Genomic DNA, 13,510 nt, shown 5'->3' with positions numbered 1-13,510 from the left:
ACTTAATTTTTAATTGACATATTTTTTATTCATCCTAGGATTTATAAATCAATTTAGAGGGGGATATAGGAATATGGATAAGAAAATGATGACTATCGACTTAAACAGCCAAGTATTATTAGATAAGGCTGAAAGAGATGGCGTAGAGACAATGTATGATAGAAAACAAAGTTTTAAGGCTCAATGTGGTTTTGGTCTTCAAGGTAACTGTTGCAGAATATGTGGAATGGGACCTTGTAGGATAACACCAAAAACACCTAGAGGTCTATGTGGTGCTGATGAACATGTTATAGTAGGGAGAAATTATGCAAGAATGGTTGCAGGTGGGACTGCAGCTCACTCTGATCATGCAAGAGATATAGCTCATACAATGGCATTAGCAAGTAGAGATGGTAATTATACAATAAAAGATGAAGCAAAATTAATAACATTAGCAAAAGAGTGGGATGTAGAAACAGAAGGTAGAGATATATACGATATAGCTCACGAGGTTGCAGATGTTGCATTAATGGAATTTGGTAAACCTTACGGAGTAGCAAGATTTTTAAAGAATGCTCCAGCAAAAAGACAAAAAGTATGGAAAGACCTTGGAATAGAACCAAGAGCAATAGACAGAGAAGTCACTACTATAATGCATTCAACTCATATAGGATGTACAGCAGACATAGATAGCTTAATACATATGTCACTTAGAACATCTTTAGCAGATGGGTGGGCTGGATCTATGATCGGAACTAGATTTAGTGATATATTATTTGGAACTCCAACAGTAAGAGAAACAGAAGCAAACTTAGGAGTTTTAGAAGAAAATAAAGTAAATATAATATTACATGGACATGAACCTTCATTGTCTGAAATGATAGTTTTAGCATCTGAAGATCCAGAATTAGTTGAATTAGCTAAAGAAGTTGGAGCAGAAGGAATAAACTTAGCAGGAATGTGCTGTACAGGTAATGAAGTTACAATGAGACATGGTGTAAAAACTGCAGGAGACTTCCACCAACAAGAACTTGCAATAGTTACAGGTGCAGTGGAAGCAATGATAGTTGACGTTCAATGTATATTCCCAGCATTAGCAAAGGTTGCTAAATGCTATCACACAAAATTCATAACAACATCTCCAAAGGCTAAAATAGCGGAATCAACATATATGGAATTCTCAGAAGAAACTGCATATGAAGATGCACGAAATATAGTTAAAGAAGCGATATTAAACTTTAAAAATAGAGACAAATCAAAAGTACTTATACCAGAATTAAAGTCAAGTGCAACAGTAGGATATAGTCTAAATGCAATACTTGGTCAATTAGATAGGGTTGTAAATTCACAAATAGATCCGGCAGGTACTCTTAAACCATTAGCAGATTGTTTAAAATCTGGAGTATTAAGAGGAGTTGCAGGTGTAGTTGGATGTAATAATGCTAAAGGCATTTCTAATAAAGCTCACATAACAATAATGAAAGAATTAATTAAAAATGACATACTTGTTGTTACCACTGGATGTGGTGCATCTGCTGCAGCTAAATTTGGTTTAATGACTAAGGAAGCTAGAAAGCTAGCATGTAAAGGTTTAGCAACAGTTTGTGAACTAGTTGATATACCACCAGTTCTACATTTAGGTTCTTGTGTTGATTGTAGCCGTATATTGGAGGTAGTAAGTGAAACTGCGAAAGCTTTAGATATGGATATGTGTGATCTTCCAGTAGTAGGAGTTGCACCAGAATGGATGTCTGAAAAGGCAGTTGCTATAGGTACTTATGTTGTAGCTTCTGGTATAGACACATACTTAGGAATAATGCCTCCAGTAAAAGGTTCATCAAGAGCGGTAGAAATATTATGTGGTGAATTACAAGATATGGTAGGAGCTAAGTTTACAGTTAATGAAAATCCAGAAGAATTAGCACAAATAATAATATCTGATATAGAAAAGAAACGTGTTCGTTTTGAAAAATTAGTTGAAGAAAAAATGAATCATGTAGTTGAAGCTTAATAATAATATGAATATAAATGGAATATTTGATATTAAAAAAATAATAATATTCATGAATAAACGTACAAAATGATAAAAAAAAAGATAAATGTGCAAATTATTGTATGGTTTATCTATAGCAAAAGGTGGTATAATATGAAGATAGCGATAACAGGTAAAGGTGGAGTAGGAAAGACAACTTTTTCTTCTATGTTGTCTAGAATGTTTGCAGATGATGGATACAGGGTAGTTGCTGTAGATGCAGATCCTGATGCTAATTTAGGTTTAGCCTTGGGATTTCCAAAAGAAGTATATGATTCTATAGTTCCAATATCAGAAATGAAAAAATTAGTTTCAGAAAGAACTGCTGCAGAAACAGGAACTTTTAATAAAATGTTTAAATTGAATCCTAAGGTAGATGATATACCTAAAAATTATTGTAAAGAATACAATGGTGTTAGATTACTTACTTTAGGTACTGTGGATTCTGGTGGCTCAGGTTGTGTTTGTCCAGAGCATGTATTATTAAAAAGGCTTTGCTCGCATCTAATATTACAAAATAAAGATGTAGTAGTAATGGATATGGAAGCAGGTATTGAGCACTTGGGAAGAGGAACTGCACAGGGGGTTGATGCCTTTATAGTAGTAGTTGAACCAGGTGAAAGAAGTCTACAAACTTATAGAAAAGTTAAAAGTTTAGGTAAAGATATAGGTGTTAAACAAGTATTTGTCGTAGGCAACAAAATTAGAAATAAAGAAGATAAAGAATTTATAATGTCTAACTTAGAGGATGGAGAAGCTTTAGGCTTTATATATTATAACCAAGATGTTATAGATTCAGATAGAAGTAATAAATCTCCATATGACACTAGCCAAGAAACTAGAGAACAAATTGAAGCAATAAAAAATAAGTTGATGGGCTTAAGCGTGTCCTGTAATTAAAATGCTACAAAGAAATCATTATTTAGATAGATTATTTAATAAGGATAAATAATTTACACATAGTGAAATTAAATATTTAAATTATAGGGGAGGATACAAATTATGGGATTCAAATCAGATATTGAAATAGCTCAAGAGGCTAAAATACAAGATATAAGAGAAATAGCTAAAAAGCTATGCCTAGGAGAAGATGATATAGAATTATACGGTAAGTATAAAGCTAAAGTTGACTATAATTTATTAAAAAGAGACAATGGCGGTAAAAAGTCAAAATTAATATTAACTACAGCTATAAACCCAACTCCAGCAGGAGAAGGAAAAACTACTACTACTATAGGAGTTGCAGATGGATTATCTAAATTAGGTGAAAATGTATTAGTTGCGTTAAGAGAACCTTCTTTAGGTCCTGTATTTGGTATTAAAGGTGGAGCAGCAGGTGGAGGATATGCACAAGTTGTTCCAATGGAAGATATAAACTTACATTTTACAGGTGATTTTCATGCTATAGGAGCTGCAAATAATTTATTAGCTGCTATGCTAGATAACCACATTCATCAAGGAAATGAATTAGGAATAGATTCTAGAAGCATAACTTGGAGAAGATGTGTTGATATGAACGATAGACAATTGAGAAATGTTGTTGATGGTTTAGGATCAAGAGCAGATGGTGTAGCTAGAGAAGATGGATTTGATATAACAGTTGCTTCGGAAGTAATGGCTGCTTTCTGTTTAGCAAGTGATATAGTTGACTTAAAAGCTAGATTAGGAAGAATAATAGTAGGATACAATTTCCAAGGTGAGCCTGTAACTGCTGAGCAATTAAAAGCTAATGGAGCTATGGCTGCATTATTAAAAGATGCATTAAAGCCAAACTTAGTTCAAACATTAGAAGGAACACCTGCATTTGTTCATGGTGGACCATTTGCAAATATAGCTCATGGATGTAACTCTGTTATAGCTACAAGAATGGCTATGCACTTTGCTGATTATGTAGTAACTGAAGGTGGATTTGGTGCTGATTTAGGTGCTGAGAAATTCCTAGATATAAAATGTAGAATGGCTGATTTAAAGCCTGATGCAGTTATAATAGTTGCTACAGTAAGAGCGCTAAAATACAATGGTGGAGTACCAAAAGATGAGTTAAACAATGAAAACTTAGAAGCTTTAGAGGCTGGTCTTCCAAATTTATTAAAGCATGTTGAAAATATAACTCAAGTATTTAAGTTACCAGCAGTAGTTGCTATAAATGAATTCCCAACGGATACAGAAGCAGAAATAAACTTAGTAAGAGAAAGATGTAAAGAATTAGGTGTTAACGTTGCTTTATCTCAAGTATGGGCAAAAGGTGGAGAAGGTGGAATTGAACTAGCTAAAGAAGTTATAAGATTAACTAGTGAACCAAATGAATTTGAATTTTGCTATGAAGATGATTTAAGTATAGAAGATAAGATAAATGCTATAGCTACTAAGATATATGGAGCAGATGGTGTGGATTTTACTCCTCAAGCTAGAAAAGAATTAGAAAAATTAGAAAAATTAGGATTTTCACATATGCCTATATGTATGGCTAAAACTCAATATTCTTTAACTGATGATCAAACTAAATTAGGTAGACCTACAGGATTTAGAATAACAGTTAGACAATTAACAGTATCAGCAGGTGCTGGATTTATAGTTGCGTTAACTGGTGCAATAATGAAAATGCCAGGACTTCCAAAAGTTCCAGCTGCGGAAAGAATTGATGTTGATGAAAATGGAATAATATCAGGATTATTCTAATAAATAATAATGTGGGGTGTGGAAATTTCCACACCCCACTACATAGTAATTTAGTATCTTTAGGGGATTTAAGGGGGAAATCATGAAGATATCTGAAAAAACTTGTATTGAATTTGTAAATGTATTAGCTTCAAAGTCAGCAGTACCTGGTGGCGGTGGAGCAGCAGCTTTAGTTGGTGCTATAGGAATGGCTTTAGGTAGTATGGTTTGCAATTTAACGATAGGAAAGAAAAAATATGCTGAATATGAAGAAAGCGTAAATGAAATATTAGTAAAAGCAAGAGAAATAGAAAAGAAATTATTAAGTATGATTGATAAAGATGCAAAAAATTTCCTACCTCTTTCAAAAGCTTATGGACTTCCTAATTCAACTGAGGAAGAGAAGAAAATAAAAGAAGAGATTATGGAAAATGCATTAAAGGTAGCTTGTGAAGTTCCGATAGACATAGTAAGAGTATGCTTTGATGCTATAAAATTACATGAAGATTTAGTTGATAAAGGTTCAAAGCTAGCTATAAGTGATGTAGGTGTTGGAGTTCAATGTTTAAGGGCTGCAATACTTAGTGGTCAGTTAAACGTAGTAATAAATATAAACTCGATAAAAGATATGGAATATGTTGAAGCAATAAGAAAAGAAGTAAATAGTTTAGTAGAAGAAGGCGTAAAAATATGTGATGAAGTTTACGCTAAAGTAGAAAAAGCTCTAGTAAAATAATTATTTAAATAAGAAAATTAATACAAGATATACTTGTGTATTATATAAATTAAAATTTAAGGGGGCATTTTTTATGGAAGTAACTGCAACTAAAGGTCAAATAATAAAAGGAAAGCCGGTAGCTGATCAAATAAGTGAGAATTTAATAAAAGAAGTTAATGAATTAGTTAAAGAAGGTATAAATCCTAAGTTAGCTATAGTTAGAGTAGGAGCTAAAGGGAATGATTTAGCTTACGAAAGAGGGGCATTAAAGAGATGTCAAACTATAGGTATAGAAACTGAAGTTATAGAATTATCAGAGGATATAACACAAGAAGAATATGAAAAGGCTTTAAGAAATTTAAATGAAAATAAAGATATTCATGGCATATTATGCTTTAGACCACTTCCTAAACAGTTAAATGAAGAAGAAATAAAATACGTTATATCACCAGAAAAAGATGTAGATTGCTTTAGTCCAATAAATTCTGCAAAAATAATGGAAGGTGACACATCAGGATTCCCACCATGTACTCCAACTGCAGTTGTAGAAATTTTAAAACATTATAATGTTGAATTACAAGGTGCTAATATAGTAGTACTTGGAAGAAGTATGGTAGTTGGTAAACCTACTGCAATGCTTTTATTAAATGAAAATGCAACTGTTACTATATGCCACTCTAGAACTAAAAATTTAGAAAAGGTAACTTCAGAAGCTGATATATTAATAGCTGCTGTTGGTAGAGCTAAAATGATAAAAGAAAACTTTATAAAAAAAGGAGCAGTTGTAATAGATGTAGGTATAAATGTTGATGAAGATGGGAAATTATGTGGGGATGTTGATACATCAGCTGTTTTTGATAAGGCATCTATGATAACTCCAGTTCCTGCAGGAGTAGGTTCTGTTACATCATCTATACTTGCTAAGCATGTAGTTAAGGCTTGTAAGGCTCAAAACAATAAATAATATATTGTAAGTTTTAGGGGGAATAGAGATGATAATTTCTGAAAATAAGCCTATGGATGAAATCTTAGGATTTTTAAAAAATGCAGAAAAGGTAGTTTTAGTTGGATGTAATCAATGTGCTGCAACTTGTAAAAGTGGTGGTGAAGAAGAAGTTCTTAAAATGAAAGAAGTATTAGAATCAGAGGGAAAAACTGTTTTAGGATATATTATATTAGATCCTGCATGCAATTTATTGAAATCTAAGAAAGATTTAAAGTCATTAAAATCTGAATTAGCAGATGCAGATGCAGTTTTATCTTTAGCTTGTGGAGATGGAACACAAACTATAGTTAAAAATCTAAAAAAGATACCCGTTTATCCGGCAAACAACACTATGTTTATAGGGGAGACAAAGAGAGTTGGAGAATTTGAAGAAGCCTGTAAGGCTTGTGGAGAATGTGAGCTTGGATGGACAGGTGGAATATGCCCTGTAACTATGTGTGCTAAAGGATTAATAAATGGTGCATGTGGTGGGGCTAAAAATGGTAAGTGTGAGATAAGTAAAGATAATGATTGTGCCTGGGTGATGATATATGAAAGATTAAAAGATATAAATCAATTAGATAATCTTTTAGAAATGAGACCAATGAAAGACTACTCCAAACAAAACAATCCAAGATATTTAAATTTAAAAGAAAAACAAAATCAAAAATCTAATGCAAAGGCATAAGGACTTCTAAAAGGTTATAAAGGGAGGAAATTTTTAATGAGCTTATTAAGAGAAACATTAGAAAGTGGAAAGTTCGCAGTTACAACTGAGATGGCACCTCCAAAAGGAACAGACCTTTCACATTTAATAGAATGTGCTAAACCACTAGTGGGAAGAGTTCATGCAGCAAACGTTACAGATTTTCAATCTGCAGTCATGAGAACTACTTCACTTGCTACATGTAAATTATTAAAAGATGTTGGGTTAGAACCGGTATTGCAAATAACTGGTAGGGATAGAAATAGAATAGCTATACAAGGGGAACTATTATCTGCTGGTGTATTTGGAATAAAAAATATGTTAGCTTTAACTGGAGATCATACAGTAGTTGGAGATCATCCACAAGCTAAGGGTGTATTTGATTTAGATTGTATAGGTATACTTCAAACGGCTGAAACCTTAATGGGTGGAAAAGACTTAGTTGGTAATGAGTTAAAGGGATCTCCAGAATTTTATTTGGGAGCTTCAGTCACTCCAGAGTACGCTCCAATAGAAATACAATTAATTAAGATGCAAAAGAAAATAAATGCAGGGGCTAAGTTCTTCCAAACTCAAGCTGTATATGATATAGAACATATGAGAGAATTTAGGAAATTAACTAAAGATATGGACTGTAAAGTATTAGCTGGTATAGTACCTTTGAAATCTCCAGGCATGGCTAAGTTTATGACTGCAAATGTTCCAGGTATATTTGTTCCAGATGAACAAATAGAAAGATTAAGAGCTGTAGGAAAAGAAAACTGGGTATCAGAAGGTATAAAGATGGCAGGAGAATTTATAAGGCAATTAAGAGAAGAAGATTTATGTGATGGTGTTCATATAATGGCAATTGGAGCAGAGGAAAATGTTCCAGCAATATTAGACGAAGCTGGATTATAAAAAATTCTAAAATTAATTGTGATATGGGGGAATAGATATGAAAATAGTAGTAATAGGGGGCGGTCCAGGAGGATATGTTGCAGCAATAAAAGCTGCGATGCTTGGAGCTGAAGTAACAGTTATAGAAAAGAAAAAAGTAGGAGGAACTTGCTTAAACGCTGGCTGTATACCTACTAAAGCATTACTTGCATCTTCTTCAATGTTAATGAATATAAAAGAAGCCAAAGACTTTGGTATAAATATAGATGGAGAAATTACTGCAGATTTTTTATCGGTAATGAAAAGAAAAGATAAAATAGTAGATCAATTAGTAAGTGGAATAGAATTTTTATTTGAAAAAAGAGGGATAAATTTAGTAAATGGATTTGGTAAGCTTGTAGATAAAAACACTATAGAAGTTACCAAAGAAGATGGAACAATAGAAACTATAAAAGCTGATAAAATAATATTAGCTAATGGATCTGTTCCAATAGTACCTCCAATGTTTCCATATGATAAAAAGCGTATAATCACTAGTGACGAAGTGCTAGAACTTTCTGAATTACCTAAGTCTATGTTAATAATAGGTGGAGGGGTAATAGGATGTGAAATAGGTCAGTTCTTTGGAGTTTTAGGCACTGAAGTTACTATAGTTCAAAGAGGTGAACAGCTATTACCATATGAAGATAAAGATATTGTGAAGCAGTTGCAGAGACAATTTAAAAAAGATAAAATTAAAGTGTTACTAAATAGTGGAGTTGATTCTTGCGAAGTAGTAGGGGACGAAGTAGTATCAACATTATCAGACGGAAAAAAGGTAAATACTCAATATGTATTAGTTGCAATAGGAAGAAAACCTAATATTGAAGGATCTGGAATTGAAGAATTAGGAATAGAGTTAAACCGAGGTAAAATAGTGGTTAATGAAAACCTTGAGACTAATATAGAAGGTATATACGCAATAGGAGATTTAATCAATACTCCAATGCTTGCACACGTTGCTTCTAAAGAAGGTATAGTTGCTGCAGAAAATGCTTTTGGTAAATATAAAACAGTAGATTACACAACAGTTCCAAGATGTGTATATACTGAACCTGAAGTTGCTGCTGTTGGGAAAACTCAAAAGCAGTTAGATGCTGAAGGTATTGAGTATAATGTAGGTAAGTTTGAATTTAGAGGATTAGGTAAAGCTCAAGCTATAGGTCGTATACAAGGATTTATAAAAGTTCTTGCAGATAGTGAAGACAAGATAGTAGGGGCATCAATAGTAGGTCCTCATGCAACAGATCTATTAACAGAATTATCACTTGCAGTACATTTAGGATTAACTGTAGAGCAAGTAGGAGATGTTATACACGCACATCCAACGTTATCAGAAGGCTTAATGGAAGCTCTTCACGATGTGCATGGTGAATGTGTTCATGCAGCTCCAAAATTAAAAAAGGCGAAAGTTTAATACAAAACAGAGTATATTAAAAGCTCTGTTTTGACAAATAAAAGGGGGAAATCTTAATATGGGATATAATATAGCAGTGGCAGGTAAAGGTGGAACTGGAAAGACTAGTCTTACAGGGCTTTTAATTGATAACCTAACAGCTAATAATAAGGGGCCAGTATTAGTTGTTGATGCAGATGCAAATGCTAATATAAATGAAGTATTAGGTATAGAGGTTGAAACTACTATAGGTTCAATCAGAGAAGAAGTTAACCAAAGGGAAAAACAAGGCAATGCTTTTCCAGGAGGTATGACTAAAGCTCAATATTTACAATATAGATTAAATACTTGTTTAGCAGAAGGCGATGGATATGACTTAATAGTAATGGGAAGATCTGAAGGAGAAGGTTGTTATTGCTATGTAAATGGAATATTAAGAGAGCAAACTGATAAACTATCTGATGCTTATGAATATTTAGTTATAGATAATGAAGCCGGAATGGAACATCTAAGTAGAAAAACGACAAAACACATAGATAAACTTTTATTAGTTAGTGATTGTTCAAGACGAAGTGTTCAGGCTGTTGCTAGAATTAGAGATTTAGCGAGGGAATTAAAATTAAGTGTAGGAGAGATATACTTAATTATAAATAAAGCTCCAAATGGAAAATTAAATGAAGGAATAAAAGAGGAAATTGCTAAACATAATCTAAATCTTATAGGTGTAGTACCTATGGATGAAATGATATATGAATATGATTCTTCAGGAATACCATTGGTTAATTTACCTGAGGATTCAAAAGCTAAGATAGCTATAAATGATATAATGAATAAGTTAGAATTAAATTAGGCTTAAGGGGGATAAAACTATGGCATTTAAGATGTCTGTTCAAAAATATTCTGGAAAGATATCAGAAGTAGAAATAGGGAGAGGGGAAAAGGCAATAAAAATAGGTGGAGAAAGTACTTTACCATTTTATAGCTTTGATGGAGATACTGGAAATACCCCAAAAGTGGGAATAGAAATGTTAGATGTATATCCAGAAGGATGGACTAATGAATTTAAAGAAATGTATAAAGATGTTTGTGATTGTCCAGTTAAATGGGCTAAATACATAGAGGAAAATTTAAAACCAGACTTTATATGTTTAAGGCTTGAAAGTTCTGATCCAAATGGATTAGATAGAAGTCCAGAAGAATGTGCTAAAGTTGCTAAAAATGTAGTTGAATCAGTTAAGTTACCTATGGTTATAGCAGGGTGTGGAAATCATGAAAAAGATGCTAAGGTATTTGAAAAGATAGCTCAAGCTGTTGATGGAAATAACTGTTTATTTTTATCAGCTACAGAAGATAATTACAAAGCAGTTGGAGCTGCATCTACAATGGCGTATAATCATAAAGTAGTAGCTGAATCTTCGGTTGATATAAACCTAGCTAAACAATTAAACGTATTATTAAATCAATTGGGTGTTAAACCTGAAAATATAGTTATGCAAGTAGGATGCTCGGCTGTTGGTTACGGATATGAGTATGTTGCATCTACTATGGATAGAATTAGACTTGCCGCATTTGGTCAAAATGATAAAACATTACAAATGCCTATAGTAACTCCAGTTTCATTTGAATCTTGGCATGTTAAAGAATCTGTAGCAAGCATTGAAGATGAACCACAATGGGGATGTGCAGAACAAAGAGGTATAAATATGGAAGTATCTACTGCAGCAAGTGCTTTAGTTTGTGGAGCAAATGCGGTTATACTTCGTCATCCAAAATCAGTAGAGACTATAAAAGAATTAGTTAGTGCGTTAGCTTAATTAAATTGTAAGGTTAGGGGGAAAAATAATGGCATTAAAAGCTTTAGATATATTTAAATTAACACCAAAGAAAAACTGTAAGGATTGTGGATTTCCAACTTGTATGGCTTTCTCTATGAAAGTTGCTTCAGGAGCCGTAGAAGTAAGTAAGTGTCCACATATGTCTGATGATTCAATAGCAAAATTATCAGAAGCGACAGCACCTTTAATGAGAACTTTAAAAGTAGGAAGTGGAACTTCTGAGTATGAATTAGGCGCTGAAACAGTATTATTTAGACATGAAAAAACATTAGTAAATAGAAATAGATATGCAGTAGCATTTGATGATTCTATGACTAATGAACAAATAGATTTTAAAATAGCTAATATAAAAGCTGTTAACTATATAAGAATAGGCGAAGAAATGAAAGCTGAAATGGTAGTTTTAGAATATCGCTATAATAAAGATGGATTCTTAAACTTAGTAAATAGAGTTAACGAAAGCGGATTAGATGTAACTCATATAATAGTATGTGAAGATGTAGATATAGCTAAAGAAGCTATAGAAATATTAAAAGATAAAAAACCAATAGTTTATGGGGCTAATAAAGAAAATTACAAGGGAATGGTTGAGTTAGTAAAAGATCTTAAATTAGCTCTAGGTGTAAAGGCTGCTAACTTAGAAGAGTTATACTCTACTATAGAAGCAATTCAAGGATTAGGATATAGAGAATTATTATTAGATGTAACAGGAGAAAATATAAAAGATACATTTACAAATGCTGTTCAAGTTAGAAGAATAGCTTTAAAAGAACAAGACAGAACATTTGGATACCCGTCAATAGTATTTGCAAACAAACTATCAAATAACGACCCACAAATGGAAGTAGCCATATCATCAATATTTACAATAAAATATGGATCTATAATAGTAATAGATGACATAGATTACTCAAAAGCATTACCATTATTCGCATTAAGACAAAATATATACACTGATCCACAAAGGCCAATGAGAGTTGAACCAAAAGTTTACTCAATAAATAATGCAGATGAAAATTCACCAGTAATAGTTACTGTTGACTTTGCATTAACTTATTTCATAGTATCAGGAGATATAGAAAGATCTAAAGTTCCAACATACTTAGCAATACCAGATGCAGGAGGATATTCTGTATTAACTGCTTGGTCTGCAGGTAAGTTTAGTGGAAGTAGTATAGCTAAATTTATAAAAGAAAGTAAAATAGAAGAGATGACTAAGAATAGAGATTTAATAATACCAGGAAAAGTTGCTGTATTAAAAGGAGATATAGAAGATAATTTACCAGGATGGAATGTAATAATAGGAACAGAAGAATCTATGGAGATACCGAAGTTCCTAAAAGAATATAAAGCTAAGCGAGAAGCTGTATCAAATGCATAGTATATAAATTCAAATTGTAGTTAAATATCATTTAGTTACTGTTACAAAATATAATAAGTAACTTATAGGGGGATAAATCAAATGGAAAAGTTTATGATAATAGGTGAAAGAATACACTGTATATCACCAGTAATAAGAAAAGCTTTAGCTGAGAGAAATCCTGAACCAATATTAAAAAGAGCTAAGGAGCAATTAGAAGCTGGAGCGCACTATATAGATTTTAACATAGGTCCTGCTGAAAGAGATGGAGAAGATTTAATGACTTGGGGAGTTCAATTGCTTCAAAAAGAGTTTAATAATGTTCCTTTAGCTTTAGATACTGCAAATAGAAAAGCTATAGAAGCGGGACTTAAAGTATATAATAGAACTCATGCTAAACCAATAATAAATTCTGCTGATGCAGGTTCAAGATTAGATTTAATAGATTTAGCAGGAGAATATGAAGCTAAGGTTATAGCTTTATGCGCTAAAGAAGGTATACCAAAAGATAATGATGAGCGTATGGCTTATTGCCAAGAAATGTTAGAGCAAGGTCTAATGGTAGGATTAGAACCTGAAGATATGTTATTTGATCCATTATGCTTAGTTATAAAAGGAATGCAGGATAAGCAAGTAGAAGTTTTAGAAGCTATAAGAATGATGACAGAAATGGGATTATTAACTACAGGAGGATTATCGAATGTATCTAATGGATGCCCAAAACATGTAAGACCAATACTTGACAGTGCATTTTTAGCAATGGCTATGGCAAATGGATTTAGTTCAGCTATAGTAAATCCTTGTGATGAAGGATTAATGAGAACAGTAAAATCTTGTGACATAATAAGAGGAGCTTCTCTATATGCAGACTCATTTTTAGAGTTAAATGAAGGTTCATTTGCATTTAACATATAAGATATAAA

At 32.6% G+C, this 13,510-nt stretch carries 12 protein-coding genes; all 12 read left to right on the top strand.

The window, feature by feature from the left end; genetic code table 11:
- Positions 1-73 precede the first annotated feature (73 nt).
- Positions 74-1,990: an anaerobic carbon-monoxide dehydrogenase catalytic subunit gene (gene cooS / locus CRIB_RS10220; protein WP_180702271.1), complete on the top strand. Its 1,917-nt coding sequence runs from the start codon at positions 74-76 to the stop codon at positions 1,988-1,990.
- Between the two features lie 135 nt (positions 1,991-2,125).
- Positions 2,126-2,911, top strand: a complete 786-nt coding sequence (locus tag CRIB_RS10215; protein ID WP_180702270.1) for an ATP-binding protein — start codon at positions 2,126-2,128, stop codon at positions 2,909-2,911.
- 102 nt (positions 2,912-3,013) lie between these two features.
- Positions 3,014-4,690, top strand: a complete 1,677-nt coding sequence (locus CRIB_RS10210) for a formate--tetrahydrofolate ligase (RefSeq protein WP_180702269.1) — start codon at positions 3,014-3,016, stop codon at positions 4,688-4,690.
- Positions 4,691-4,772: 82 nt separating this feature from the next.
- Positions 4,773-5,405, top strand: coding sequence for a cyclodeaminase/cyclohydrolase family protein (locus CRIB_RS10205; protein WP_180702268.1), 633 nt, complete (start codon positions 4,773-4,775; stop codon positions 5,403-5,405).
- A 73-nt stretch (positions 5,406-5,478) separates the two neighbouring features.
- Positions 5,479-6,351 (top strand): bifunctional 5,10-methylenetetrahydrofolate dehydrogenase/5,10-methenyltetrahydrofolate cyclohydrolase, encoded by an 873-nt coding sequence (locus CRIB_RS10200; protein ID WP_180702267.1) that lies wholly within the window; start codon positions 5,479-5,481, stop codon positions 6,349-6,351.
- Positions 6,352-6,379: 28 nt separating this feature from the next.
- Positions 6,380-7,060, top strand: a complete 681-nt coding sequence (locus CRIB_RS10195) for a methylenetetrahydrofolate reductase C-terminal domain-containing protein (protein WP_180702266.1) — start codon at positions 6,380-6,382, stop codon at positions 7,058-7,060.
- Positions 7,061-7,096: 36 nt separating this feature from the next.
- A complete protein-coding gene (locus CRIB_RS10190; protein WP_180702265.1) occupies positions 7,097-7,978 on the top strand; it encodes a methylenetetrahydrofolate reductase in 882 nt (293 codons plus the stop codon).
- A gap of 37 nt (positions 7,979-8,015) precedes the next feature.
- Positions 8,016-9,413 (top strand): dihydrolipoyl dehydrogenase, encoded by a 1,398-nt coding sequence (gene lpdA, locus CRIB_RS10185; RefSeq protein ID WP_180702264.1) that lies wholly within the window; start codon positions 8,016-8,018, stop codon positions 9,411-9,413.
- Positions 9,414-9,471: 58 nt separating this feature from the next.
- Positions 9,472-10,242, top strand: coding sequence for an ATP-binding protein (locus CRIB_RS10180; protein ID WP_180702263.1), 771 nt, complete (start codon positions 9,472-9,474; stop codon positions 10,240-10,242).
- Positions 10,243-10,261: 19 nt separating this feature from the next.
- Positions 10,262-11,206, top strand: coding sequence for an acetyl-CoA decarbonylase/synthase complex subunit delta (acsD, locus tag CRIB_RS10175; RefSeq protein ID WP_180702262.1), 945 nt, complete (start codon positions 10,262-10,264; stop codon positions 11,204-11,206).
- 28 nt (positions 11,207-11,234) lie between these two features.
- Positions 11,235-12,608 carry an acetyl-CoA decarbonylase/synthase complex subunit gamma gene (gene acsC, locus CRIB_RS10170; RefSeq protein ID WP_180702261.1) on the top strand — a complete coding sequence of 458 codons (1,374 nt, stop codon included), beginning with the start codon at positions 11,235-11,237 and terminating at the stop codon, positions 12,606-12,608.
- A gap of 81 nt (positions 12,609-12,689) precedes the next feature.
- Positions 12,690-13,502, top strand: coding sequence for a carbon monoxide dehydrogenase/acetyl-CoA synthase methytransferase subunit (acsE, locus tag CRIB_RS10165; RefSeq protein ID WP_180702260.1), 813 nt, complete (start codon positions 12,690-12,692; stop codon positions 13,500-13,502).
- Positions 13,503-13,510: the final 8 nt, after the last annotated feature.

Origin of the sequence: Romboutsia ilealis, assembly GCF_900015215.1 — a bacterium.
In the GTDB taxonomy this organism is placed as follows: domain Bacteria; phylum Bacillota; class Clostridia; order Peptostreptococcales; family Peptostreptococcaceae; genus Romboutsia; species Romboutsia ilealis.
Note: the sequence above shows the minus strand (reverse complement) of the source record. Positions and strands in the feature narration are given on the sequence as shown.

What these genes read in the sequence shown, in the direction of transcription:
- CRIB_RS10180 (WP_180702263.1), top strand. Translation starts at nt 9,472, where the DNA reads ATGGGATATAATATAGCAGTGGCAGGTAAAGGTGGAACTGGAAAGACT.
- acsC (WP_180702261.1), top strand. Translation starts at nt 11,235, where the DNA reads ATGGCATTAAAAGCTTTAGATATATTTAAATTAACACCAAAGAAAAAC.
- CRIB_RS10190 (WP_180702265.1), top strand. Translation starts at nt 7,097, where the DNA reads ATGAGCTTATTAAGAGAAACATTAGAAAGTGGAAAGTTCGCAGTTACA.
- CRIB_RS10215 (WP_180702270.1), top strand. Translation starts at nt 2,126, where the DNA reads ATGAAGATAGCGATAACAGGTAAAGGTGGAGTAGGAAAGACAACTTTT.
- cooS (WP_180702271.1), top strand. Translation starts at nt 74, where the DNA reads ATGGATAAGAAAATGATGACTATCGACTTAAACAGCCAAGTATTATTA.
- acsD (WP_180702262.1), top strand. Translation starts at nt 10,262, where the DNA reads ATGGCATTTAAGATGTCTGTTCAAAAATATTCTGGAAAGATATCAGAA.
- CRIB_RS10210 (WP_180702269.1), top strand. Translation starts at nt 3,014, where the DNA reads ATGGGATTCAAATCAGATATTGAAATAGCTCAAGAGGCTAAAATACAA.
- CRIB_RS10200 (WP_180702267.1), top strand. Translation starts at nt 5,479, where the DNA reads ATGGAAGTAACTGCAACTAAAGGTCAAATAATAAAAGGAAAGCCGGTA.
- CRIB_RS10205 (WP_180702268.1), top strand. Translation starts at nt 4,773, where the DNA reads ATGAAGATATCTGAAAAAACTTGTATTGAATTTGTAAATGTATTAGCT.
- CRIB_RS10195 (WP_180702266.1), top strand. Translation starts at nt 6,380, where the DNA reads ATGATAATTTCTGAAAATAAGCCTATGGATGAAATCTTAGGATTTTTA.
- acsE (WP_180702260.1), top strand. Translation starts at nt 12,690, where the DNA reads ATGGAAAAGTTTATGATAATAGGTGAAAGAATACACTGTATATCACCA.
- lpdA (WP_180702264.1), top strand. Translation starts at nt 8,016, where the DNA reads ATGAAAATAGTAGTAATAGGGGGCGGTCCAGGAGGATATGTTGCAGCA.